At 68.3% G+C, this 23,884-nt stretch carries 24 protein-coding genes and 1 pseudogene; 21 read left to right on the forward strand and 4 right to left on the reverse strand.

Going from position 1 to position 23,884, the window contains the following annotated elements; genetic code table 11:
* Positions 1 to 8: 8 nt before the first annotated feature.
* The 5 genes and pseudogenes from AU192_RS08995 to aroQ all read left to right on the forward strand — a co-directional run bounded on the left by AU192_RS08995 (position 9) and on the right by aroQ (position 4,054).
* A complete protein-coding gene (locus AU192_RS08995) occupies positions 9 to 617 on the forward strand; it encodes a TetR/AcrR family transcriptional regulator (RefSeq protein WP_064395627.1) in 609 nt (202 codons plus the stop codon).
* 37 nt (positions 618 to 654) lie between these two features.
* Positions 655 to 1,866: a chorismate synthase gene (gene aroC / locus AU192_RS09000; protein WP_064395628.1), complete on the forward strand. Its 1,212-nt coding sequence runs from the start codon at positions 655 to 657 to the stop codon at positions 1,864 to 1,866.
* Positions 1,866 to 2,390: pseudogene (locus AU192_RS09005) on the forward strand (shikimate kinase); the annotation flags it as partial. The gene aroC and the pseudogene AU192_RS09005, both read left to right, overlap by 1 nt.
* Positions 2,391 to 2,505: 115 nt before the next feature.
* On the forward strand, positions 2,506 to 3,582 hold the full coding sequence (aroB, locus tag AU192_RS09010) for a 3-dehydroquinate synthase (RefSeq protein WP_064395430.1): 1,077 nt from the start codon (positions 2,506 to 2,508) through the stop codon (positions 3,580 to 3,582).
* Positions 3,583 to 3,586: 4 nt separating this feature from the next.
* Positions 3,587 to 4,054, forward strand: coding sequence for a type II 3-dehydroquinate dehydratase (gene aroQ, locus AU192_RS09015; protein ID WP_064395431.1), 468 nt, complete (start codon positions 3,587 to 3,589; stop codon positions 4,052 to 4,054).
* Here the strand turns inward: aroQ and AU192_RS09020 are convergent.
* Together AU192_RS09020 and AU192_RS09025 are read right to left on the reverse strand one after the other, a co-directional pair.
* Positions 3,982 to 4,878 carry a hypothetical protein gene (locus tag AU192_RS09020; protein WP_064395432.1) on the reverse strand — a complete coding sequence of 299 codons (897 nt, stop codon included), beginning with the start codon at positions 4,876 to 4,878 and terminating at the stop codon, positions 3,982 to 3,984. The two genes, aroQ and AU192_RS09020, sit on opposite strands and share 73 nt — an antisense overlap.
* Positions 4,879 to 4,896: 18 nt before the next feature.
* On the reverse strand, positions 4,897 to 5,442 hold the full coding sequence (locus AU192_RS09025) for a B-4DMT family transporter (RefSeq protein WP_064395433.1): 546 nt from the start codon (positions 5,440 to 5,442) through the stop codon (positions 4,897 to 4,899).
* A gap of 33 nt (positions 5,443 to 5,475) precedes the next feature.
* On the opposite strand from AU192_RS09025, the gene AU192_RS09030 reads away from it, so the two are divergent.
* Genes AU192_RS09030 through AU192_RS09045 form a run of 4 tightly spaced genes read left to right on the forward strand, consistent with a single transcriptional unit; the run spans position 5,476 to position 8,167 of the window.
* Entirely contained in the window at positions 5,476 to 6,561 is a 1,086-nt protein-coding gene (locus AU192_RS09030; protein ID WP_064395434.1) for a M24 family metallopeptidase, read from the forward strand.
* Between the two features lie 18 nt (positions 6,562 to 6,579).
* Complete coding sequence (efp, locus tag AU192_RS09035) at positions 6,580 to 7,143, forward strand: elongation factor P (RefSeq protein WP_064395435.1); 564 nt, start codon at positions 6,580 to 6,582, stop codon at positions 7,141 to 7,143.
* Positions 7,136 to 7,615 carry a transcription antitermination factor NusB gene (gene nusB / locus AU192_RS09040; RefSeq protein ID WP_064395436.1) on the forward strand — a complete coding sequence of 160 codons (480 nt, stop codon included), beginning with the start codon at positions 7,136 to 7,138 and terminating at the stop codon, positions 7,613 to 7,615. The genes efp and nusB overlap by 8 nt, the downstream gene beginning before the upstream one ends.
* 3 nt (positions 7,616 to 7,618) lie before the next feature.
* Positions 7,619 to 8,167, forward strand: coding sequence for a hypothetical protein (locus AU192_RS09045; RefSeq protein WP_064395437.1), 549 nt, complete (start codon positions 7,619 to 7,621; stop codon positions 8,165 to 8,167).
* An 11-nt stretch (positions 8,168 to 8,178) separates the two neighbouring features.
* Here AU192_RS09045 and AU192_RS09050 read toward each other — a convergent pair whose 3' ends face one another.
* On the reverse strand, positions 8,179 to 9,399 hold the full coding sequence (locus AU192_RS09050) for an FAD-dependent monooxygenase (protein WP_064395438.1): 1,221 nt from the start codon (positions 9,397 to 9,399) through the stop codon (positions 8,179 to 8,181).
* A gap of 17 nt (positions 9,400 to 9,416) precedes the next feature.
* Positions 9,417 to 10,619: a serine hydrolase domain-containing protein gene (locus AU192_RS09055; protein ID WP_064395439.1), complete on the reverse strand. Its 1,203-nt coding sequence runs from the start codon at positions 10,617 to 10,619 to the stop codon at positions 9,417 to 9,419.
* Positions 10,620 to 10,805: 186 nt separating this feature from the next.
* Between AU192_RS09055 and pyrR the strand changes: the two genes are divergently transcribed.
* The 12 genes from pyrR to metK all read left to right on the forward strand — a co-directional run bounded on the left by pyrR (position 10,806) and on the right by metK (position 23,857).
* The gene (gene pyrR / locus AU192_RS09060; protein WP_242656925.1) at positions 10,806 to 11,360 is read left to right on the forward strand and encodes a bifunctional pyr operon transcriptional regulator/uracil phosphoribosyltransferase PyrR; all 555 of its coding nucleotides are present in this window, start codon (positions 10,806 to 10,808) and stop codon (positions 11,358 to 11,360) included.
* Positions 11,357 to 12,307 (forward strand): aspartate carbamoyltransferase catalytic subunit, encoded by a 951-nt coding sequence (locus AU192_RS09065; RefSeq protein ID WP_064395441.1) that lies wholly within the window; start codon positions 11,357 to 11,359, stop codon positions 12,305 to 12,307. The genes pyrR and AU192_RS09065 overlap by 4 nt, the downstream gene beginning before the upstream one ends.
* Positions 12,304 to 13,608 (forward strand): dihydroorotase, encoded by a 1,305-nt coding sequence (locus AU192_RS09070; RefSeq protein ID WP_064395442.1) that lies wholly within the window; start codon positions 12,304 to 12,306, stop codon positions 13,606 to 13,608. The genes AU192_RS09065 and AU192_RS09070 overlap by 4 nt, the downstream gene beginning before the upstream one ends.
* Positions 13,605 to 14,108: a PH-like domain-containing protein gene (locus AU192_RS09075; RefSeq protein WP_064395629.1), complete on the forward strand. Its 504-nt coding sequence runs from the start codon at positions 13,605 to 13,607 to the stop codon at positions 14,106 to 14,108. The genes AU192_RS09070 and AU192_RS09075 overlap by 4 nt, the downstream gene beginning before the upstream one ends.
* 20 nt (positions 14,109 to 14,128) lie before the next feature.
* Complete coding sequence (carA, locus tag AU192_RS09080) at positions 14,129 to 15,271, forward strand: glutamine-hydrolyzing carbamoyl-phosphate synthase small subunit (RefSeq protein WP_064395443.1); 1,143 nt, start codon at positions 14,129 to 14,131, stop codon at positions 15,269 to 15,271.
* Between the two features lie 81 nt (positions 15,272 to 15,352).
* Positions 15,353 to 18,700: a carbamoyl-phosphate synthase large subunit gene (gene carB, locus AU192_RS09085; RefSeq protein ID WP_064395444.1), complete on the forward strand. Its 3,348-nt coding sequence runs from the start codon at positions 15,353 to 15,355 to the stop codon at positions 18,698 to 18,700.
* Complete coding sequence (pyrF, locus tag AU192_RS09090) at positions 18,697 to 19,515, forward strand: orotidine-5'-phosphate decarboxylase (RefSeq protein WP_064395445.1); 819 nt, start codon at positions 18,697 to 18,699, stop codon at positions 19,513 to 19,515. The genes carB and pyrF overlap by 4 nt, the downstream gene beginning before the upstream one ends.
* Positions 19,516 to 19,944: 429 nt before the next feature.
* Entirely contained in the window at positions 19,945 to 20,262 is a 318-nt protein-coding gene (gene mihF, locus AU192_RS09095) for an integration host factor, actinobacterial type (protein ID WP_003889986.1), read from the forward strand.
* 9 nt (positions 20,263 to 20,271) lie between these two features.
* Complete coding sequence (gene gmk, locus AU192_RS09100; protein WP_064395446.1) at positions 20,272 to 20,847, forward strand: guanylate kinase; 576 nt, start codon at positions 20,272 to 20,274, stop codon at positions 20,845 to 20,847.
* A 73-nt stretch (positions 20,848 to 20,920) separates the two neighbouring features.
* Positions 20,921 to 21,238: a DNA-directed RNA polymerase subunit omega gene (gene rpoZ / locus AU192_RS09105; RefSeq protein WP_064395447.1), complete on the forward strand. Its 318-nt coding sequence runs from the start codon at positions 20,921 to 20,923 to the stop codon at positions 21,236 to 21,238.
* Positions 21,239 to 21,269: 31 nt separating this feature from the next.
* Complete coding sequence (coaBC, locus tag AU192_RS09110) at positions 21,270 to 22,520, forward strand: bifunctional phosphopantothenoylcysteine decarboxylase/phosphopantothenate--cysteine ligase CoaBC (protein ID WP_064395448.1); 1,251 nt, start codon at positions 21,270 to 21,272, stop codon at positions 22,518 to 22,520.
* Positions 22,521 to 22,648: 128 nt separating this feature from the next.
* On the forward strand, positions 22,649 to 23,857 hold the full coding sequence (metK, locus tag AU192_RS09115; protein ID WP_064395449.1) for a methionine adenosyltransferase: 1,209 nt from the start codon (positions 22,649 to 22,651) through the stop codon (positions 23,855 to 23,857).
* The last annotated feature ends 27 nt before the right edge of the window (positions 23,858 to 23,884 follow it).

The following is a 23,884-nucleotide window of genomic DNA, read 5'->3' on the forward strand; positions in this document are numbered from 1 at the left end:
CCGTGGCGATGAAGGGCGCGAAGCGCACCCAGGCGGAGCGCACCGAGGCGACCGTCTCCGCGCTCGTCGACGCGGCGCGCGCGTTGTTCGCCGAGGACGGTTACGAGGCGACCTCGCTCGACGCCGTCGCGGCCCGGGCGCAGGTGACCAAGGGCGCCGTCTACCACCACTTCGACGGCAAGCGCGGCCTGTTCGAGGCGGTCTTCACGGGCGAGGTCGAGCGGATCGCGGTGCCGCTGGCCGAGGCCTATCAGCGTGCCTACGCGCGGAAGAAGGATCCGTGGGACGCCTTCGGGGCAGGCTGCCGGGCGTTCCTGGACGAATGCCTCGACCCGGGGGTGCAACGGATCGTGCTGCTCGACGCGTTCACCGCGCTGGGCTGGGAGGAGATGCGGCGCCTGGAGGCCCCGCTGCTCGACATGATGGAGGCGGCTATCGCTCGTGCGGTCGACGCTGGGCGGATCGCCAAGCGCACGCCCGGGCCGCTGGCGCACTTCCTGTTCGGAGCCATCTGCGAGGCGGCCATGATCGTCGCGCGCTCGACCGATCAGAAGGCCGCCCACCGTCAGGCCGCGGCCGAACTCGCCCGCGTCCTCGACGGCCTGGTCATCGCCTGATTCGGGGTCAGACGGCCGACGTGGGAAGATGGGACGCGTGTTGCGATGGACCACTGCTGGTGAATCACACGGCCGCGCCCTGGTGGCCGTGGTCGAGGGCATGGTCGCGGGCGTGCGCGTCACCTCCGACGACATCGCCGGACAACTGGCGCGCCGACGTCTCGGGTACGGCCGCGGCGCCCGGATGAAGTTCGAGCAGGACCAGGTCACGATGCTCGCCGGCGTCCGGCATGGCGTCACGCTCGGCGGCCCGATCGCGGTCGAGATCGGCAACACCGAGTGGCCGAAGTGGGAAACCGTGATGGCACCCGACCCCGTCGACCCCTCCGAGCTCGCAGAAAGCGCGCGGAACGCGCCGCTGACCCGGCCTCGGCCCGGGCACGCCGACTACGCGGGCATGCTCAAGTACGGCTTCGACGACGCCCGCCCGGTGCTGGAGCGTGCCAGCGCGCGCGAGACCGCGGCCCGCGTCGCCGCAGGCACCATCGCCCGCGCATTCCTCAAGGAGGCCCTCGGCGTCGAGGTGGTGTCCCACGTCATCTCGATCGGCGCGTCGGACCCCTACGACGGCCCGCCGCCGCAGGCGGCCGACCTCGCGGCGATCGACGCCAGCCCCGTGCGCGCGTACGACAAGGCCGCCGAGAAGTCGATGATCGACGAGATCGAGGCGGCCAAGAAGGACGGCGACACGCTGGGCGGCGTCGTCGAGGTGGTGGCGAACGGGCTTCCGGTCGGGCTGGGCTCCTTCACCAGCGGCGACAACCGGCTGGACAGCCAACTCGCCGCCGCGGTGATGGGCATCCAGGCGATCAAGGGTGTCGAAATCGGCGACGGCTTCCAGACCGCCCGCCGCCGCGGCAGCGTCGCCCACGACGAGATGTATCCGGGACCCGACGGCATCATGCGCTCGACGAACCGCGCGGGCGGGTTGGAAGGCGGGATGACCAACGGCCAACCGCTGCGGGTGCGGGCGGCGATGAAGCCGATCTCCACGGTTCCGCGCGCACTGGCCACCGTCGACATGGACACCGGTGAGGAGGCCGTCGCGATCCACCAGCGCTCCGACGTGTGCGCCGTGCCCGCCGCGGGTGTGGTCGTCGAGACCATGGTGGCGCTGGTGCTGGCGCGCGCGGCGCTGCAGAAGTTCGGCGGTGACTCGTTGACCGAGACGCGCGCCAACATCGACAACTACCTGCGGGCGGTGCGCACGCGTGAGCCCTCTCCGCAACGGGTCCAGGCTTCGGGCTGATGGCGCCCCGAGCAGTGCTGGTCGGATTGCCCGGCTCGGGTAAGTCCACCATCGGGCGGCGGCTGGCCAAGGCGCTCGACCTTTCAATGCTCGACACCGACGCCGCGATCGAGGAGACCACGGGCCGCACGATCGCCGACATCTTCGCCACCGACGGCGAGCAGGAGTTCCGCCGGATCGAGGAAGAGGTCATCCGCTCGGCACTGCGGACCCACGAGGGTGTGCTGTCGCTGGGCGGCGGCGCGGTGACCACACCCGGCGTGCGCGAGGCACTGGCCGGTCATACGGTCATCTATTTGGAGATCAGCGCCGCCGAAGGAGTTCGCCGGACCGGCGGAAGCACCGTGCGCCCGTTGCTCGAGGGCGGCGACCGCGGCGAGAAGTTCAAAGCCCTGATGTCCGAACGGGTTCCGCTGTATCGGCAGGTGGCGACGCTGCGGGTCAACACCAACCGGCGCAACCCCGGCGCGGTGGTGCGCTATATCGTGGCCCGCCTCGAGAACCCCGAGAACTCCCACTCCTCGCGACGCAAGCGCCGCTCGCCGTGGCGCAGGGGGCCGTCGCAGCTGACCGCCGAACCCAGTACCGAGGCCCCGCCGTCCCCGGCGGCGGTCGCCGCCCGCAATCCGAAGGCCAACCGTGATTGAGCCCGTGACCATAGACGTCCGCGTTGACCCGTCCTACCCGGTGATCGTCGGCACCGGACTGCTCGGCGATCTCGAGCGCGTGCTCGAGGGCAGGCACAAGGTCGCGATCCTGCACCAGCCGACGCTGGCGCAGACCGCCGAGGTCATACGAAGCACCCTGGCAGACAAGGGGATCGACGCACACCGCATCGAGATCCCGGACGCCGAGAAGGGCAAGGACCTGCCCGTCGTCGGGTTCATCTGGGAAGTGCTGGGCCGCATCGGGGTCGGCCGCAAGGATGCGATCGTCAGCCTGGGCGGGGGAGCGGCGACCGACGTCGCCGGGTTCGCCGCGGCCACCTGGCTGCGCGGCATCGACATCGTGCACGTGCCGACCACGCTGCTCGGCATGGTCGACGCCGCGGTCGGCGGGAAGACCGGCATCAACACCGACGCGGGCAAGAACCTGGTCGGCGCGTTCCACCAGCCGGCGGCCGTGCTCGTGGACCTCGCGACCCTGGAGACGTTGCCGCGCAACGAACTCGTGGCCGGTATGGCCGAGATCGTCAAGGCCGGCTTCATCTCCGACCCGACCATCCTCGATCTGATCGAAGCCGACCCAGAGGCGGCGCTCGACCCGACGGGCACCGTGCTTCCCGAACTGATCCGCCGCGCGATCGCGGTCAAGGCCGAGGTGGTGGCCGCCGACGAGAAGGAGTCGCAACTACGCGAGATCCTGAACTACGGCCATACCCTCGCCCACGCGATCGAACGCCGCGAACGCTACCAGTGGCGGCACGGCGCCGCAGTTTCGGTGGGGCTGGTCTTCGCCGCCGAACTCGGCCGGCTCGCGGGCCGGCTGGACGACGAAACCGCCGAGCGGCACCGTTCCGTGCTGACGTCGCTCGGGCTCCCGGTCAGCTATGACCCCGACGCGTTCGGCGACTTGCTGGAAAACATGGCCGGTGACAAGAAGACCCGCGCCGGTGTGCTGCGGTTCGTCGTGCTCGACGGGCTCGGCAAGCCCGGACGCCTGGAAGGGCCTGACCCGTCACTTCTGGCGGCGGCCTACGCAGAAATAGGGCGGTGACGTCATGACCCAGACCGTGCTCGTGCTCAACGGCCCCAACCTCGGTCGGCTGGGCCGCCGCGAACCCGGCGTGTACGGCAGCACCACCCACGACGAGTTGGTGGCGCTCATCGACCGCGAAGCCGATGCCCTCGGACTGAAGGCCGTTGTGCGCCAGAGTGACAACGAGGCCGACCTGCTGGGCTGGATCCACGCGGCCGCCGACGCCGGTGATCCGGTGATCATCAACGCCGGCGCGCTGACCCACACGTCGGTCGCCCTGCGCGACGCCTGCAGCGAACTGCGCGCGCCGCTGATCGAGGTGCACATCTCGAACGTGCACGCGCGCGAGGAGTTTCGGCATCATTCGTACCTCAGCGCCGTGGCCACGGGAGTGATCGTCGGCCTCGGCGTGCAGGGTTACCTGTTGGCCCTGCGGTATCTGGCCAGCCTCGGCGAGGAACCGCGTTCGTCGGTGCTGGCCACCGAATAGCAGATCGCCGTCGAGATCACCGTCGGCATCACGAGCGTGAGCATCAGCACGCAGACGACGATCGCCGGGTTCGGCGCCGTGAGCCAGGCCTCGGGGATGCGGGCCAGGCTTACGGCGAGCCAGGATCCAAAGATCGCGAGCACCACGGTGCCGATCGTGGCGAACTGGATGGACCGAAGCTCGAGGAGCGTCGGTTCGGTGGTGTCGGCCAACGACTTTCGCAACGCCCGGGTGCGCAGGTACACCAACACGAAATCGGCGATGACGAATGCCGCGGCTGCGACGACGATGGTGCCCTCGACCCACACCGCGGGCCGGTGCCCCCACATGAAGCGCAGGTAATCGATCGAGGTCTCGGACACGATCAGCGTCGCCGTCATCGCGGCCGCGAAGGTCAACCAACCGCCGAGTTCGGCAAGGAAGCCATACGCGCGCACATCGGCGGGGTCCTGGTCGCTGATCTTGTTGACGGCGTGGCTGGCCAGCATCCAGCCGAGCCCGCCGAACAGCGCAGCCGCCCCCGCGGCCAGCATCCCGGTCGACACCGCACCCTGAGTCCAGGCGATCGCACAGGTGGCCCGGCGCGCCCCGTCTGGCACCTGGGTTCCGGTGATCAAGCTGAACAGGAAGCTGTCGAGCATCAGGACCAGGACGGCCGAGGAGAACAGCGCCAGCGTGTGCACGCCTTCGCGGCTGTTCTTGTCGAACAGCAGGGCGATCGCGGTGATCAGGAAGCCGCCGAGCACCCCGGCCAGTTGGGAGTTCGCCGACGCGGACGACAACACGCTCCATTGGTCGGACGTGCAGAACTCGTCCGGGTTCACGGAGCGCTGGGCCTAGAGCTAGACCCGGTCGTCGCGGGGTGCGGTCTGGGTGGTGTCGTCCGTGCCCGGTTGACTGACCGCGGCGAAGACGTCGGTGTCGGTGCGGTCGTCGTCACCGGCGCGGTGCAGGTGCGGCGTCTGGTCGGCCTTGCGGTCGACGAGCCAGCGGCCCAGGGCCACCCCGGCGAGCGCCATCAGGAACACCAGCAGCGCGGTGAACGCCGCGAAGGTGGTGAGCTCGTTGACGAGCGCCTCGACGTAGAGCGCCTTGTAGAACAGCGAGATGAACCAGGCCACCGCGCCGCTGACGATCCCGGCGAACAGGCCGGCCAGCAGCCAGACCATTGCCAGGTCTCCGCGGCGGTCCGGGTCCGGGTTGGCGCGGGCGTCGGCGCGGCCGTCGATGAACCCCCAGATGAATACCGCAACTGCGAACAGAACGACCAGCACGACGCTGATCAATCCTGCCTTGGTTTCCCACGCGTTGATCAGCGCGCCCTGCAGCAATCGCACGATCACCATCAGGGTCGCGAACACCAGTCCGCGCAGCAACCACTTACTCATGGGGCCTCACCTTAGCGAGTAGCGTCATCGACCGTGACTATTTCACAGCGCCGGAGCCGGTTGCGCGAGCGGCTGGCCAAATCCGAAATCGATGCCATGTTGGTATCGGACCTGGTCAACGTGCGCTATCTGAGCGGGTTCACCGGCTCCAACGCCGCCCTGCTGATCAAGGCGGACGACGAAACGCCGGTGCTGGCGACCGACGGGCGCTATCGCACGCAGGCAGGGCAGCAGGCGCCCGACGCCGAAATCGTCATCGAGCGGGCGTGCGGACCGCATCTGGCGGGTCGTGCCGCCGCCGACGGCGTGCGCCGGCTCGGCTTCGAGAGCCATGTGGTCACCGTCGATGCTTTTTCAGTTCTGGAGAAGGCCGCTGGAGAACAGATCGACATGGTGCGCGCCGCCGGGACCGTCGAGGCGCTGCGCGAAGTCAAGGACGCCGGCGAGGTCGCACTGCTGCGGCTGGCCTGCGAGGCTGCCGACGCGGCACTGCAAGACCTGGTCGACCGCGGTGGGCTGCGGGCCGGTCGCAGTGAGAAGGAGGTCGCCCGCGAACTGGAGTGGCTGATGCTCGAACACGGCGCCGACGGTCCGTCTTTCGAGACGATCGTGGCGGCCGGACCGAACTCGGCGATTCCGCATCACCGGCCCACCGATGCCGTTCTGACGGCCGGCGATTTCGTCAAGATCGATTTCGGCGCGTTGGTGAGCGGTTACCACTCCGACATGACCAGGACCTTCGTGCTCGCGCCGATCGCGGACTGGCAGCGCGAGATCTACGCGTTGGTGTCCGCCGCTCAGAAGGCGGGCCGGGAGGCGTTGGCGCCGGGAGTCGCGTGCAAGGACGTCGACGCGGCATCGCGGCAGGTCATCGCCGACGCCGGTTACATCGAGAACTTCACCCACGGCCTCGGCCACGGCGTGGGACTGCAGATCCACGAAGCGCCAGGAATCAGCGGGGCCTCCGTCGGTACACTGCTTGCTGGCTCCGCGGTGACCGTGGAGCCCGGTGTCTATCTGCCCGACCGTGGTGGTGTCCGCATCGAGGACACGCTCGTCGTCGGGAACGGCGCTCCAGACTTGCTCACCCGGTTCCCCAAGGAACTGGCCATTCTCTGACAAAGGAGTACTACCAACGTGGCAACGACCGCCGACTTCAAGAACGGGCTCGTCCTGGTGATCGACGGCCAACTTTGGCAGATCATCGAATTCCAGCACGTCAAACCGGGCAAGGGACCGGCCTTCGTGCGCACCAAGCTCAAGAACGTCGTCTCGGGCAAGACCGTGGACAAGACCTACAACGCCGGGGTGAAGGTCGAGACCGCGACGGTCGACCGGCGCGACGCGACCTACCTGTACCGCGACGGTTCGGATTTCGTGTTCATGGATTCCGAGGACTACGAGCAGCATCCGCTGCCCGAGTCCCTCGTCGGCCGCGCCGCTGGGTTCCTGCTGGAGAGCATGCCGGTGCAGATCGCCTTCCACGACGGCAATCCGCTCTACCTCGAGTTGCCTGTGACCGTCGAACTCGAGGTGACCCACACCGAGCCGGGCCTGCAGGGTGACCGCTCCAGCGCGGGCACCAAACCCGCGACCGTCGAGACCGGTGCCGAGATCCAGGTGCCGCTGTTCATCAACACCGGCGACAAGCTGAAGATCGATTCGCGTGACGGCAGCTACCTGGGTCGGGTGAATGCCTGACCGGAAGGGCGATCGGGGCAGGCATCAGGCACGCAAGCGCGCCGTCGACCTGCTCTTCGAAGCCGAAGCGCGCGGGCTCACCTCGGCCGAGGTGGCCGATGCACGAAATGCGTTGGCCGAGAACCAGTCCGACGTATCGCCGCTCAACCCCTACACGGTGACGGTGGCCCGTGGTGTGACGGAGCACGCCGCACACATCGACGATCTGATCGCCTCCCATCTGCAGGGCTGGACGCTCGAGAGGCTGCCTGCCGTCGATCGCGCGATCCTGCGGGTCGCGGTGTGGGAGCTGCTGCACGCCGAGGACGTCCCCGAACCGGTGGCCGTCGACGAGGCGGTCGAACTCGCCAAACAGTTGTCCACCGACGACTCACCGGGTTTCGTCAACGGAGTGCTGGGTCAGGTGATGCTCGTGACGCCACAGATTCGTGCCGCCGCTGCGGCCGTGCGGGGTGAGGGGAGCGGGGGATAGGCGATGCCCACACCGCAGGACTGGGCGCCGTACTCCAGCGTCGACGAAGCGGCCAGGGTGTATCTACGCGATCCCGAACTCGCGCTCGACCAACTGCGGTCGGTGGTGGACCTGCCGATCATCAAGTCGTTCATCATGTCGCGCGGCGACATCGACGAGCCGTGGGGCGAGGAGGACCAATCCCTGTGGCAGGAGGTCGTCCTCACCGACGGGCACCGGCTGATCATGTGGCGCGCCGACGACGAGATGTCCTCGACCGACCGCGACCGTCGCGTGCTCAACGCCTCGGTGCGCACGATCCTGTTGTCGACGATCACCGATCACGTGCTGACTACCGAGTACGAGGTGCTCGACGACGGCGCCCGGCGCCTGTCGGAGGTCAGGTTGCGCATGTACACCCAACTGATCACCCGCGCACGACAGAAGTCCGCCACCGAATCCGACGTCTACTGCGAGTCGTTCCGCTACTACAAGTCCGTCGACAACGGCGGGCTCGCGCAGATGCAGCGGCTGTTGCAGTTCGGGCGGGTCCTGTCGCGCAGCATGCAGTAGCGCGCCGACGATTACCGGGCCACGGAGTCTCGATAGTCCGGCAACTCGATCGAGTCGGCCGTCGTGAACCACAGCCGCGCGGCCACCGGTCGAAACGGCCAGCGCTGCATCCACTTCATCACCGCCGCGTTGACCGCGATGTCGGACTCCTTCATCGGTGCGTACCGGTCGATGGTGTTGTTCAACTTCTGGCAAGTGTCGACGTAGGGGCGCATCCGCGACTCGTACCGCGCCAGCGCCTCGGCGATGCCGTCGGCCTCGAACGAATCCGCCGGGCCCAGTTCGCCCGCGAGAAGATAGGCGCCGACAAGGGCGAGGCTCGTACCCATGCCCGACAGCGGCGATGCGCAGTATCCGGCATCGCCGACGAGGGTGACGCGTCCCGTCGACCATGACGGCATGTGGATCTGGGCGAAGGAATCGAAGTAGAAGTCGTCGGCTTGGTCGGCGGCGGCCAGCAGCGCGTCGCACTCCCACCCGGCGCCTGCGAACCGCTCGGCGAGGATCCGGCGCTGTTGGTCGGGGTCGTGCCGGTCGTACTCAATCGGCTCGGATCGAAAAGCCAGGCCGGCCTTGGCGATTGCGGGATCGTGGGAGGGCCGCATCGAGGCATTCAGGCCGCCGGGAGCCTGGTAGAGCAGGTACCAGCCGTCGAGTCCGATGCTGTCGGGCGCGGAGAACCATGCGTTGTATCCGCCGATCGGCTTGACGAACTGTTCCTCGGGGCCGAAGGCCAAGCGGCGCACCGCCGAATGCGGACCGTCGGCGCCGACGACGAGGTCGGCGGTCAGCACGGTGCCGTCGGCCAGCGTCGCCTCGACTCCCGCGCCGACGTCGCGAAGGTCCGAGATCCGCTGTCCGAAACGGTATTCGACCGAGTCGCGGGTGGCCTGGTACAGCACGTCGACCAGATCGCCGCGCAGGATCTCCAACTTCGACACCAGACCGTTGCCGTCGAATGCGGTCACCGGCATTTCGGCGCGTCTGCTGCCGTCGGAACGCACCCAGGCCGCGCCGCGCTGTTCGAGCGCGCGGGCCCGCATCTGGTCGATCAGCCCCATCCGCTCGACGACGTCGCCGCCCGCGCCGCGCAGATCGACCGTCTGGCCGCCGGGCCGCACGCCCGGTGCGACCTCCACGACGACAACGCGATATCCGTTGCGGGTCAACCAGAACGCCAACGACGGCCCGGCGATCCCGGCGCCACTGATCAGGACGGTCGGCTGGGTCATGCCGCCAGACTAAACGCTCAGATGTCGAGCGTCTGGTAGGTCCGGCGGACGAATTTCGGCTGAGCGCTCTGCAGCTTGGCCAGCGACGTGTTGCCTGCGATCGCGGCCATGTCCACGTTGAGATCGGGCAGGTTCTGGACCAGGTAGATCAGGATCAGATCTGCGGACGGGTCGGCCTGCCACCAAGTGCCGTACGCACCGGGCCAACTGAACGTACCCAGTCCGCCGGGGCCGAACAGCGGCCGGGATTTCACCGGATCGGTCACCACCGACAGGTTCAGCCCGAACCCGCGGCCCACCCAGAACGGGGCGCCGAGGAAGTCCTGGCGCTTCTGCTCGTCGGTCAGGCGGTCGGTGCGCATCAGCCGCACGGACTCCTCTGACAGCACCCGGACACCGTCCAGCGTCCCTCCGGCCAACAGCATCTGCGCAAAGCGCAAGTAGTCATCGACCGTCGACCACAATCCGGCACCGCCGGTGCAGAACGGCGGATCGGTGATCGGTGCGGGTCCCATCACGTCGTGCTGCAGGGTGTTGTTCTGGTCGAGCTTGTACATCGTCGCGGCGCGGTGTCGTCGCGACGTGCCCACCGAGAACCCGGTGTCGGGCATCTGTAAGGGCTCAAAGATCCGTTCGCGCAAGATGTCGGACAACGGTTTGCCCTCGATCCGCGATAACGCGATCCCCAGCACGTCGGTGGCGTGGCTGTAGGTGAGCCGGTCACCGGGCTGGTGCGCCAGCGGCAAGGCGGCCAGCTCGGCCAGCCAGCGGTCCTGATCCTGGCGGAACGACATCCGGCCGTAGGCGCGGCTCAACGGACCCAGCACCGAGAAGGCATAGGCCAGGCCGCTGCGGTGGGTCATCAGGTCGTCGAACGTGATGAGACGCCGGGCAGGCGTGGTCTTGTCGAGCTCACCCCGCGGGTCGACAAGCACATGCATGTCGGCGAGTTCGGGCACCCACCTGGCGATCGGGTCGGTGAGCGCGAAGCGGCCCTCCTCGAGAATGCTCATCGCGGCCGCGACCGTCACCGGCTTGGTCATCGAGGCGATGCGGAAGATCGTGTCGCGCTGCATCGGCAGCCCGGCGTCGACGTCGCGGTGCCCCAACTCGTTGACCTGAACCACCTCGCCGGCGTGCCACACGAGGGTCACCGCCCCGGCGAGGAGCCCGGCGTCGATCGCCTCGCGGATGGACGCGTGGTTGCCGTCGAGTTTCATCGCGGCAAGCCTACTGACACGGTGGTGTGGGCAGTCGCCTTCGTGGCGCGAACGGACCACCGTCGTCCGGGTGCTAAGCTTCCCCGCAGTTTCGACGTCCTTTAAGGAGCCGTCCAGAGAGGCGGAGAAGGAGGTCAGAGTCGCTTGGGCGCGCATGAAGGCTCGTCGGGCACCGACCGGGAGCTGATGTCCGCAGCGGACGTCGGCCGCACCATTTCCCGTATCGCCCACCAGATCATCGAGAAGACCGCACTCGACGGTTCCCCCGACGACGCCACGGCTCCCCGCGTCGTCCTGCTCGGCATCCCGACCCGGGGCGTGACGCTGGCCACCCGGCTCGCCGAGAAAATCAAGGAGTTCTCCGGCGTCGTCGTCCCGCACGGCGCGCTCGACAACACGCTGTACCGCGACGACCTCGACTTCAAGCCGCCCCGCGCTCTGGAGGAGACCTCGATACCCGAGGGCGGTGTCGATCAGTCGCTGGTCATTCTCGTCGACGACGTGCTCTACACCGGCCGCTCGGTGCGCGCGGCCCTGGACGCGCTGCGCGACATCGGCAGACCGAAGGCGGTGCAGCTGGCGGTCCTCGTCGACCGCGGCCACCGGGAGCTGCCGCTACGCGCCGACTACGTGGGCAAGAACGTGCCCACGTCCCGAAGCGAGAACGTCAAGGTCCGGTTGGCCGAAGACGACGGCTACGACCGTGTGTCCATCGCGCCGTACGGAGGTCCGATCAGGTGAAACATCTGCTCTCGGCGGCGGATCTGTCGCGCGACGACGCGCTGGCGATCCTCGACAACGCCGACCGTTTCAGCCAGGCGCTGCTCGGCCGCGAGGTCAAGAAGCTGCCCACCCTGCGCGGGCGCACGATCATCACGATGTTCTACGAGAACTCGACCCGCACCCGGGTCTCCTTCGAGGTCGCCGGCAAGTGGATGAGCGCCGACGTGATCAACGTCAGCGCCTCGGGATCGTCGGTGTCCAAGGGGGAGTCGCTGCGCGACACCGCGTTGACGCTGCGGGCCGCCGGAGCCGACGCGCTGATCCTGCGCCACCCTGCCTCGGGAGCGCCGCAACAACTCGCCGAGTGGACGGCCACCGAGGACGGGCACGGTCCTGCGGTCATCAACGCCGGCGACGGCACCCACGAGCACCCCACCCAGGCGCTGCTCGACGCGTTGACCATCCGCCAGCGCCTCGGCGACATCGAGGGCAAGCGGGTGGTCATCGTCGGCGATGTCCTGCACAGCCGGGTGGCCCGCTCGAATGTGCTTCTGCTGCACACCCTCGGCGCGGAGGTGGTGTTGGTCGCGCCGCCGACGCTGCTGCCGGTCGGTGTCGCCGGCTGGCCGGTCACCGTCTCGCACGACCTCGACGCCGAACTGCCGCTGGCCGATGCGGTGCTGATGTTGAGGGTGCAGGCCGAGCGCATGAACGGCGGCTTCTTCCCGTCGGCCAGGGAGTACTCGGTGCTCTACGGCTTGTCCGAGAAGCGCCAGGCGCTGCTTTCGGGTAACGCGGTGGTGCTGCACCCGGGCCCGATGGTCCGCGGTATGGAGATCGCGTTCTCCGTCGCGGACTCGTCGCAATCGGCTGTGCTGCAGCAGGTTTCCAACGGTGTGCATATCCGGATGGCGGTGCTGTTCCACTTGTTGGTGGGTGCCGAGAAAGAGGCGATCAGCGTATGAGCGTGCTGATACGAGGGGTCCGGCTCTACGGCGAGGGCGACCGCGTCGACGTGTTGGTGGACGAAGGGCAGATCGCCGACATCGGCGCGGACCTGGCGGAGTCCGGCGGCCTCGAGAAGGCCTCCGAGGTCATCGACGCCACCGATCAGGTGCTGCTCCCCGGCTTCGTCGACCTGCACACCCACCTGCGCGAGCCCGGCCGCGAGTACGCCGAGGACATCGAAACCGGCTCGGCCGCAGCCGCTCTGGGCGGGTACACCGCGGTGTTCGCCATGGCCAACACCACCCCAGTCGCCGACAGCCCCGTGGTGACCGACCATGTCTGGCAGCGAGGTCAGCAGGTGGGTCTGGTCGACGTGCACCCCGTCGGCGCGGTGACCGTCGGCCTGGCGGGTGCCCAGCTCACCGAGATGGGGATGATGGCAAGCGGTGCCGCGCAGGTGCGGATGTTCTCCGACGACGGCATCTGTGTGCACGACCCGCTGATCATGCGCCGCGCGCTCGAATACGCCACCGGGCTCGGCGTGCTGATCGCCCAGCACGCCGAGGAGCCCCGGCTCACGGTCGGCGCCGTTGCCCACGAAGGTCCCAACGCCGCGCGGCTGGGCCTCGCCGGGTGGCCGCGCGCGGCCGAGGAGTCGATCGTCGCGCGCGATGCGCTGCTGGCGCGCGACGCCGGTGCGCGGGTGCACATCTGCCATGCGTCCACCTCGGGCACGGTCGAGATCGTGCGATGGGCGAAATCACAGGGGATCTCGATCACAGCGGAGGTGACCCCACACCACCTGCTGCTCGACGACGAACGGCTGGCCACCTACGACGGGCGCTATCGGGTCAACCCGCCGCTGCGTGAGGCCTCGGACGCGCGGTCGCTGCGCCAGGCGCTGGCGGACGGGATCATCGACTGTGTGGCCACCGATCACGCCCCGCACGCCGAGCACGAGAAGTGCTGCGAGTTCTCCGTCGCCCGCCCCGGCATGCTCGGATTGCAGACCGCGCTGTCGGTGGTGGTCGAGACCATGGTGCGCCCGGGGCTGCTGAGCTGGCGGGACGTCGCGCGGGTGATGAGCGAGCGGCCCGCCGAAATCGTCGGGCTGCCCGATCAGGGAAGGCCACTGGAAATCGGCGAGCCGGCCAACCTGACGGTGGTCGACCCGGACGCGACGTGGACGGTTGAGGGTTCCGCGCTGGCCAGCCGCTCGGCCAACACGCCCTATGAGGCGCTCGAACTGCCCGCGGCGGTCACGCTGACGTTGTTGCGCGGCAAGGTGACTGCGCGCGATGGGAAGTGTCCGGCATGAATACAGCCACGCTCGTCGGATCGCTGATCATGGCGGCCGTCGTGGCCGTGCTCATCGCGGTGCTGATCCAGGCGATGATCCGGGGATGGCGCCGCCGCGCCGAACGTCAGGCCGAACTGATCGGGACACTGCCCGCGCTTCCCGACACGGTCGGGCCCGCGATCGTGTCCGCCACCAAGGGCCTGTACGTCGGCACCACGCTGGCCCCCCATTGGAACGACCGAATCGTGGTCGGCGACCTGGGCTTCCGCGCCAAGGCCGTGCTGACGCGCTACCCCGAAGGAATCATGTTGCAGCGCAGCGGGGCCCTGCCGATCTGGATTCCCGACGAGGCGATCACCGAAATCCGCACCGAGCGGGGGATCGCGGGCAAGGCGATGACGCACGAAGGCATTCTCGCGATCCGGTGGCGACTGCCGTCGGGCACCGAAATCGATACCGGGTTCCGCGCCAACGACCGCCGCGAGTACTCGCATTGGGTGGAACAGGAGGCGGTGTGAGAGGAACCGACAAGGCGGCGATGAGCGCTCGTCGCGAAACGCAGAAGGCACTGTTGGTGCTCGAGGACGGCCGCGTCTTCACGGGCACGACGTTCGGCGCGGTCGGGCAGGCGCTCGGCGAGGCGGTGTTCTCCACGGGAATGTCGGGCTATCAGGAGACGCTCACCGATCCGAGTTACCACGGGCAGATCGTGGTCGCGACGGCACCGCAGATCGGCAACACCGGATGGAACCACGAGGACGCCGAGAGCCGCGGCGACAAGATCTGGGTGGCCGGTTATGCGGTGCGCGATCCCTCGCCGAGGGCCTCGAACTGGCGGGCCACCGGCACGCTCGACGAGGAACTCGAACGCCAGGGCATCGTCGGCATCGCGGGCATCGACACTCGCGCGGTCGTGCGCCACTTGCGCAGTCGGGGCTCGATGCGGGCCGGGTTGTTCTCCGGTCCGGCGCTGGCCGACCCCGACGAACTGCTCGAGCGGGTGCGCAGCCAGCCCGGCATGCTCGGCGCGAACCTGGCCGGAGAGGTCAGCACCGACGCCACCTATGTGGTGGAACCTCAAGGACCGCAACGGTTCACGGTGGCCGCGATCGACCTCGGCATCAAGACGAACACCCCCCGCAATTTCGCCAGGCGCGGTATCCGCAGCCACGTGTTGCCGGCGTCGACGACCTATGAGCAGATCGCCGACCTGAAACCCGACGGTGTGTTCCTGTCCAACGGCCCGGGCGACCCCGCCACCGCCGATCACATCGTGGCCGTCACCCGGGAGGTGCTCGGCGCGGGCATTCCGCTGTTCGGCATCTGTTTCGGCAATCAGATCCTGGGCCGTGCGCTGGGACGCTCGACGTACAAGATGGTGTTCGGCCACCGTGGGATCAATGTGCCGGTGATCGACCACCAGACCGGCGCCGTCGCGATCACCGCGCAGAACCATGGTTTCGCGTTAGAAGGAGAGCGCGGCGAGGTTTTCGATACCCCGTTCGGCGAGGCGATCGTCAGCCACACCTGCGCCAACGACGGTGTCGTGGAGGGCATCAAGCTCGTCAGTGGGCTGGCTTTTTCGGTGCAGTACCACCCGGAGGCCGCCGCGGGACCTCACGATGCGAACTATCTGTTCGACCAGTTTGTCGACCTGATGGCAGGGGAGAAGGGTGCCTGATTTGCGCCGAAATTGCATTCCAGCAGGCCATTACTCGCACTTTCGCTGCGGGAATGCAGTTTCGCGGAATGAGGCCAGCTAATGCCCAAGCGGAGCGACCTGAACCACGTCCTGGTGATCGGCTCCGGGCCGATCGTGATCGGTCAGGCCGCTGAGTTCGACTACTCCGGCACCCAGGCGTGCCGGGTGTTGCGCGCCGAGGGGTTGCAGGTCAGCCTGATCAACTCGAACCCGGCGACGATCATGACCGACCCCGAGTACGCCGACCACACTTACGTGGAGCCGATCACGCCGGCGTTCGTCGAGCGGGTGATCGTGCAGCAGGCCGAGCGCGGCAACAAGATCGACGGCCTGCTGGCCACACTGGGCGGCCAGACGGCGCTGAACACCGCGGTCGCGCTGTCGGAGTCGGGGGCGCTGGCCAAGCACGGCGTGGAGCTGATCGGCGCGGACTTCGAGGCCATCCAGCGCGGCGAGGACCGGCAGCGGTTCAAGGACATCGTCGCCAAGGTCGGCGGCGAATCCGCGCGCTCGCGAGTGTGTTTCACGATGGACGAGGTGCGCGAAACGGTCGAGGACCTCGGCTTGCCGGTGGTGGTGCGCCCGTCCTTCACGATGGGCGGGCTGGGCTCGGGGATGGCGTACTCCGCCGAGGACGTCGACCGGATGGCCGGTGACGGGCTCGCCGCCTCGCCGAGCGCCAACGTGCTCATCGAGGAGTCGATCTTCGGCTGGAAGGAATACGAACTCGAGTTGATGCGCGACGGCCGCGACAACGTGGTGGTGGTGTGCTCGATCGAGAACTTCGACCCGATGGGTGTGCACACCGGCGACTCGGTCACCGTCGCGCCGGCCATGACGCTCACCGACCGCGAGTACCAGACGATGCGCGATCTGGGCATCGCGATCCTGCGCGAGGTCGGCGTCGACACCGGCGGCTGCAACATCCAGTTCGCCGTCAACCCCGCCGACGGGCGCCTGATCGTGATCGAGATGAACCCGCGGGTGTCGCGGTCCAGCGCGCTGGCGTCCAAGGCCACCGGGTTCCCGATCGCCAAGATCGCGGCGAAGCTGGCCATCGGCTACACGCTCGACGAAATCGTCAACGACATCACCAAGGAGACCCCGGCCTGTTTCGAGCCGACGCTCGACTACGTCGTCGTCAAGGCCCCGCGCTTCGCATTCGAGAAGTTCCCCGGCGCCGACGGCACGCTGACCACCACCATGAAGTCGGTCGGCGAGGCAATGTCGTTGGGGCGCAACTTCATCGAGGCGCTCGGCAAGGTGATGCGCTCGCTGGAGTCCGGCCGCGCCGGGTTCTGGACCAAAGCCGACCCCGACGAGGACACAGTCACCGTCGACGAGTTGCTGGAGCGGCTGAGTACACCGTCGGACGGGCGCCTGTACGACCTGGAGCTGGTGCTGCGCAAGGGCGCGACCGTCGAGCAGGTGTCTCAGGCCTCCGGAGTCGACCCGTGGTTCGTCGAGCAGATCGCCGGGCTGGTCGCGCTGCGCGCCGAGATCGTCGATGCGCCGGTGCTCGATGCCGACCTGTTGCGGCGCGCCAAGTACCACGGGCTGTCCGACCGCCAGATCGCCGCGCTGCGGCCCGAACTCGCCGGTGAGGTCGGCGTCCGGGCACTGCGCCAGCGACTCGGCATCCACCCGGTGTTCAAGACCGTCGACACGTGTGCCGCCGAGTTCGAGGCCAAGACCCCGTACCACTACAGCAGCTACGAGCTCGACCCCGCCGCCGAGACGGAGGTGGCCCCGCAGACCGAGCGGCCCAAGGTGCTGATCCTCGGATCGGGCCCCAACCGCATCGGGCAGGGCATCGAGTTCGATTACAGCTGCGTGCACGCCGCAACGACCCTGAGCCAGGCCGGCTTCGAGACGGTCATGGTCAACTGCAACCCCGAGACGGTGTCCACCGACTACGACACCGCCGACCGGCTCTACTTCGAACCGCTCACCTTCGAGGACGTGCTCGAGGTGTACTACGCCGAATCCGTCTCCGGCGCAGGCGGTCCCGGTGTCGTCGGCGTCATCGTGCAGCTCGGCGGCCAGACACCGCTCGGACTGGCCGAACGCCTGCAGAACGCGGGCGTGCCGATCGTCGGTACGAGTCCCAAGGCGATCGACCTGGCCGAGGATCGCGGCGCATTCGGCGAGGTGCTGACCAATGCAGGCCTACCCGCCCCGAAGTTCGGCCTGGCCACCAGCTTCGACCAGGCGCGGCGCATCGCCGCCGACATCGGCTACCCCGTGCTGGTGCGGCCCTCCTACGTCCTCGGCGGTCGCGGCATGGAGATCGTCTACGACGACGAGACGCTGCACGGCTACATCACCAGGGCCACCGAACTCTCGCCCGAACATCCGGTGCTGGTGGACAGGTTCCTCGAGGACGCCATCGAGATCGACGTCGATGCGCTGTGCGACGGGACCGAGGTCTACATCGGCGGCATCATGGAGCACATCGAGGAGGCCGGCATCCACTCCGGTGACTCCGCGTGCGCGCTGCCGCCGGTGACGTTGGGCCGCAGCGACATCGAGGCCGTGCGACGTGCCACCGAAGCGATCGCCCACGGCATCGGCGTGGTGGGCCTGCTCAATGTGCAGTACGCGCTCAAGGACGATGTGCTCTACGTGCTGGAGGCCAACCCGCGTGCCAGCCGCACCGTGCCGTTCGTCTCGAAGGCGACCGCGGTGCCCCTGGCCAAGGCGTGTGCGCGGATCATGCTCGGCGCGACCATCGCCGAACTGCGCGAGAAAGGCGTGCTGGCGCGCACCGGGGACGGCGCGAGCACCGCACGCAACGCTCCGGTCGCGGTCAAGGAAGCCGTCCTGCCGTTCAACCGGTTCCGCAAACACGATGGCACGCAGATCGACTCGCTGCTGGGCCCGGAGATGAAGTCGACGGGTGAGGTCATGGGCATCGACCACGACTTCGGAAGCGCCTTCGCCAAGAGCCAGACCGCCGCCTACGGGTCCCTGCCGCTGGAGGGCACCGTGTTCGTGTCGGTGGCCAACCGCGACAAGCGATCGCTGGTGTTCCCCGTCAAACGGCTCGCCGATCTCGGGTTCCGGGTTCTGGCCACCGAAGGCACCGCGGAGATGTTGCGGCGCAACGGGATTCCGTGCGAAGAGGTGCGCAAGCACTTCCAGGAGCCCAGCGAGGACAGGCCCGCATCGTCGGCCGTCGACCTCATCAAGGCCGGGGAGGTGGACATGGTGATCAACACCCCGTACGGCAACTCCGGTCCTCGTGTCGACGGATACGAGATCCGTTCCGCGGCAGTGGCGAACAGCATCCCGTGTGTGACGACGGTGCAGGGCGCGTCCGCGGCGGTACAGGGCATCGAGGCCGGCATCCGCGGCGACATCGGCGTGATGTCGCTGCAGGAACTGCACAGCGTGCTGGGGCCGTGACGGGTTTCGGCCTGCGGTTGGCCGACGCGGTGGCCCGGCGTGGACCGCTGTGCCTGGGCATCGATCCGCACCCGGAGTTGATGCGCGCGTGGGGACTCACCGCTGACGCCGACGGGTTGCGCCGGTTCTGCTCTGTGTGTGTGACGGCGTTCGCCGACTTCGCCGTCGTCAAACCGCAGGTCGCGTTCTTCGAGGCGTACGGCGCCGCCGGGTTCATGGTGCTCGAGCACACCATCGCCGCGCTCCGCGAGGCCGGCGTGCTGGTGCTCGCCGACGCCAAACGTGGCGATATCGGTTCGACGATGGCCGCCTACGCCGCCGCGTGGGCGGGTGATTCGCCGCTGGCCGCCGACGCGGTGACCGCATCGCCCTACCTGGGCTTCGGCTCGCTGCAACCGCTGATCGAGACCGCGTTGGCCAATGACCGCGGCGTGTTCGTGCTCGCGGCCACCTCGAATCCCGAGGGCGCGTCCGTACAGCGCGCCGATGCCGGCGGGCGCACCGTCGCGCAGTCGATCGTCGACGCCGCCGCGGCGGTCAACCACACCGTGCCCGCACAACCCGGCCCGATCGGCGTCGTCGTCGGCGCCACCCTGGCCGAACCGCCCGACGTCAGCGCGCTCGCCGGACCGGTACTGGTCCCCGGTGTCGGCGCCCAGGGCGGGCGCCCGGACGCGCTGAGCGGGCTCGGAGGGGCCCAACGCGGCCAGTTGCTGCCCGCGGTCTCCCGCGAGGTGCTGCGCGCCGGACCGGACGTGGCAGCGGTGCGCTCCGCGGCCGAGAAAATGCGCGATGCGGTCGCCCACCTGGCATGACACACCGGCCGGCAACACAACACATGCACCGCCAGGCTCAGCTGTCACAGAAGTCACAAACCGGCTGCTCGCGACACGCCCGAAAGCTGATGACCAGCGAAAATTTTCTTTTTTCGCGGCGCCGACCAATCGAAGTGTGGCCCAGGTCACGCGCTGAGCGCCCGATCAGCACTCCCGCACGATCCGAAATGCCTTGATATGCAGGCGGTTCCGGCGGGGCAAAATGAGATTTCGCCGGTCCTGGCCGCGAGGCGCCGTTGGCGCGTGCGCGGCGCGACCGCCCGACACGCTGGGCTTTTGACGCCGTAACCAGGGGGTGGGGTTCGCATTCGTCAGCCTGCGTGGGTACGGTCGTCGTCGCTGGCTGTTTCTGGGTTTTCCCTATCAGCCGAGGCAGTGGAAATTGATGGTGATGAGACGGAGGAACCCGTGGCCCTTCCCCAGTTGACCGACGAACAGCGCGCGGCCGCGTTGGAGAAGGCTGCCGCCGCACGTCGAGCCCGAGCCGAATTGAAGGATCGGCTCAAGCGCGGCGGCACCAACCTCAAGCAGGTGCTCAAGGATGCCGAGACCGATGAGGTCTTGGGCAAGATGAAGGTTTCGGCGCTTCTGGAGGCGTTGCCCAAGGTCGGCAAGGTCAAGGCGCAGGAGATCATGACCGAGCTCGAGATCGCCCCGACCCGCCGGTTGCGCGGCCTCGGCGATCGTCAGCGCAAGGCGCTGCTGGAAAAGTTCGACCAGTCCTAGGCGCATAAGTTGAGCGCCGGCCGAGGGGCCGGCCGGGTAGTCGTGCTGTCCGGCCCCTCTGCCGTCGGGAAGTCGACCGTCGTTCGCTGTCTGCGCGAACGCGTTCCCGACCTGCATTTCAGCGTGTCCGTCACCACCAGGGCCCCGCGGCCGGGTGAAGTCGACGGCGTTGATTACTCGTTCGTGACCTCCGACGAATTCGATGAACTGATCGCCGATGGCGCCCTGCTCGAATGGGCGGAGATCCACGGCGGATTGCACCGCTCCGGAACACCAGCGCGGCCCGTTCGCGAGGCGATCTCCGCCGACAGGCCCGTTCTGATCGAGGTGGATCTCGCGGGCGCGCGGGCCGTCAAGGCCGCCATGCCCGAGGCACTGACCGTCTTCCTGGCCCCGCCGAGCTGGGAGGAGCTGAAGAACCGGCTGACCGGACGCGGAACCGAGACACCCGAGGCGATCGAGCGCCGGCTGGCCACCGCCCGAGCCGAACTCGCCGCACAGGACGACTTCGACACCGTGGTCGTGAACAGTCAATTGGAGTCTGCCTGCGCCGAATTGGTATCCTTGCTGGTGGGCCACCGATAAGTATGCGCCGGAGACGGCGCCGCAGGCCCGACAGCTATCTCGCATTCAGCTAAAACCGCCAGGAGAATTTTTCGTGAGCACCCCGCACGCCGACACGCAGCTGGCAGCTGTGGACGACTTCGACACGTCCGCAGCCAGCGCCTACGACACGCCGTTGGGCATCACCAACCCGCCCATCGACGAGCTGCTGGATCGCGCGTCGAGCAAGTATGCGCTGGTGATCTATGCCGCCAAGCGCGCTCGCCAGATCAACGACTACTACAACCAGCTCGGCGACGGCATCCTCGAGTACGTCGGCCCGCTGGTCGAGCCGGGCCTGCAGGAGAAGCCGCTGTCGATCGCGCTGCGCGAGATCCACGCCGACCTGCTCGAGCACACCGAAGGCGAATAGCAACACCGCGAGGCATAGGGGAGCGGCCGCCATGGAGCCCAAGCGGATCATCGTCGGCGTCGCCGGTGGTATCGCCGCCTACAAGGCGGCCACGGTGGTCAGACAGCTCACCGAGGCCGGACACGACGTCCGCGTCGTGCCCACCGAGTCCGCGCTGCGGTTCGTCGGTGCCGCCACCTTCGAGGCCCTCTCGGGTCATTCCGTGCACACCGGCGTCTGGGACGACGTCCACGAGGTGCCGCACGTCCGCTTCGGCCAGGAGGCCGACCTGGTCGTCGTCGCTCCCGCCACCGCGGATCTTCTGGCGCGGGCCGTCGCGGGCCGGGCGGACGACCTGCTGACCGCGACCCTGCTGACCGCGCGATGTCCGGTGCTGTTCGCCCCGGCCATGCACACCGAGATGTGGTTGCACCCCGCGACGGTGGAGAACGTCGCCACGCTACGCCGCCGCGGTGCCGTCGTCCTCGAACCCGCGTCGGGCCGGTTGACCGGAGCCGACAGCGGCGCGGGCCGACTGCCCGAGGCCGAGGAGATCAGCACGCTGGCGCAGCTTTTGCTGACGCGACCCGACGCCCTGCCCTACGACCTGGCGGGCGTCAAGGTGCTGGTCTCCGCGGGCGGGACGCGCGAGCCGATCGATCCCGTGCGGTTCATCGGCAACCGCAGTTCGGGCAAGCAGGGCTATGCGATGGCGCGGGTGATGGCCCAGCGCGGTGCCGACGTCACGCTCATCGCCGGCAACACCGCCGGGCTCGTCGACCCGGCGGGCGTCGAGGTCGTGCACATCGTCTCGGCCGCCCAGCTCAAGGACGCCGTGTCCAAGCATGCACCCGACGCGCATGTGCTGGTGATGGCGGCCGCGGTGGCCGATTTCCGGCCCATGCAGGTGCAGACCAGCAAGATCAAGAAGTCGGCCGATCCGGACGCCGCCGCGCCGGTGATCGAATTGACTCGCACCGAGGATGTGCTCGCCGGTGCCGTGCGGGCCCGCGCCGACGGGCAGCTGCCGAATATGCGGGCCATCGTGGGGTTCGCTGCCGAGACCGGCGATGCCAACGGCGACGTGCTTCACCACGCTCGCGCGAAGCTGCAGCGCAAGGGATGCGATTTGCTCGTGGTCAATGCGGTGGGCGAGAATCGGGCGTTCGAAGTGGACAACAACGACGGTTGGCTGCTCGCGGCCGACGGCGCGGAGTCCGCTCTGGAGCACGGTTCGAAGACGCTGATGGCCAGCCGTATCGTGGACGCGATCGTGGCCTTCCTGCACAGCGGCAGCGGGTAGCGCGGATCACGCATCCGGCTGCGTGAAATGCTTGCGCGCGAGGCAAGCACAGGCTTGGGTGCAACAGGGCACTCCTACAATTTGATGGACTAACTACCTCAAGATGACTTGAGCGGAAGGATCACACCGTGAGTGAAGCTCGGCTGTTCACCAGTGAGTCGGTAACCGAGGGCCACCCCGACAAGATCTGCGACGCGATCAGCGACTCGGTGCTCGACGCTTTGCTCGCGGGCGATCCCAAGTCGCGAGTTGCCGTGGAGACACTGGTCACCACCGGGCAGGTGCACGTCGTCGGCGAGGTGACGACGGCGGCCAAGGAGGCCTTCGCCGACATCGCCACCACGGTGCGCGAGCGCATCCTGGAGATCGGTTACGACTCGTCGGAGAAGGGCTTCGACGGTGAGACCTGCGGCGTCAACATCGGCATCGGTCGTCAGTCGCCCGATATCGCGATGGGCGTCGACACCGCGCACGAGACCCGCGTCGAGGGCGCGGGCGACCCGCTCGATCTGCAGGGCGCGGGCGACCAGGGCCTGATGTTCGGCTACGCGATCAAGGACACGCCCGAGCTGATGCCGCTGCCGATCGCGCTCGCACACCGGCTGTCGCGCCGGCTGACCGAGGTCCGCAAGAGCGGTGTGCTCGACTACCTGCGCCCCGACGGCAAGACCCAGGTCACCGTGCAGTACGACGGCACCACCCCGGTGCGCCTCGACACGGTTGTGCTGTCGACGCAGCACGCGGCGGGCATCGACCTCGAAGGGACGCTGACGCCGGACATCCGCGAGAAGGTCGTCAACACCGTCCTTGCCGACCTGGGCCACGACTCGATGGACATCTCCGACTTCCGCCTGCTGGTGAACCCGACCGGCAAGTTCGTGCTCGGCGGCCCCATGGGTGACGCGGGGCTGACGGGCCGCAAGATCATCGTCGACACCTACGGAGGATGGGCCCGTCACGGCGGCGGCGCGTTCTCGGGCAAGGACCCGTCAAAGGTGGACCGCTCGGCGGCCTACGCGATGCGCTGGGTGGCGAAGAACGTGGTCGCGGCGGGTCTGGCCGAGCGCGTTGAGGTCCAGGTCGCTTACGCGATCGGCAAGGCCGCTCCGGTCGGCCTGTTCGTGGAGACCTTCGGCAGCGAGTCCGTCGACCCGGGCCGCATCGAGAAGGCCATCACCTCGGTATTCGACCTGCGCCCCGGCGCGATCGTGCGCGACCTGGACCTGCTGCGCCCGATCTACGCGCAGACCGCCGCGTACGGCCACTTCGGCCGCACCGACGTCGAGCTGCCGTGGGAGCAGTTGAACAAGGTCGACGAGCTCAAGGCTTCCGTCTGACGACGATCAAGCGGCGAGGTACGAGCC

The organism is Mycobacterium lehmannii (assembly GCF_001499925.1).
GTDB classification, from domain to species: domain Bacteria; phylum Actinomycetota; class Actinomycetes; order Mycobacteriales; family Mycobacteriaceae; genus Mycobacterium; species Mycobacterium lehmannii.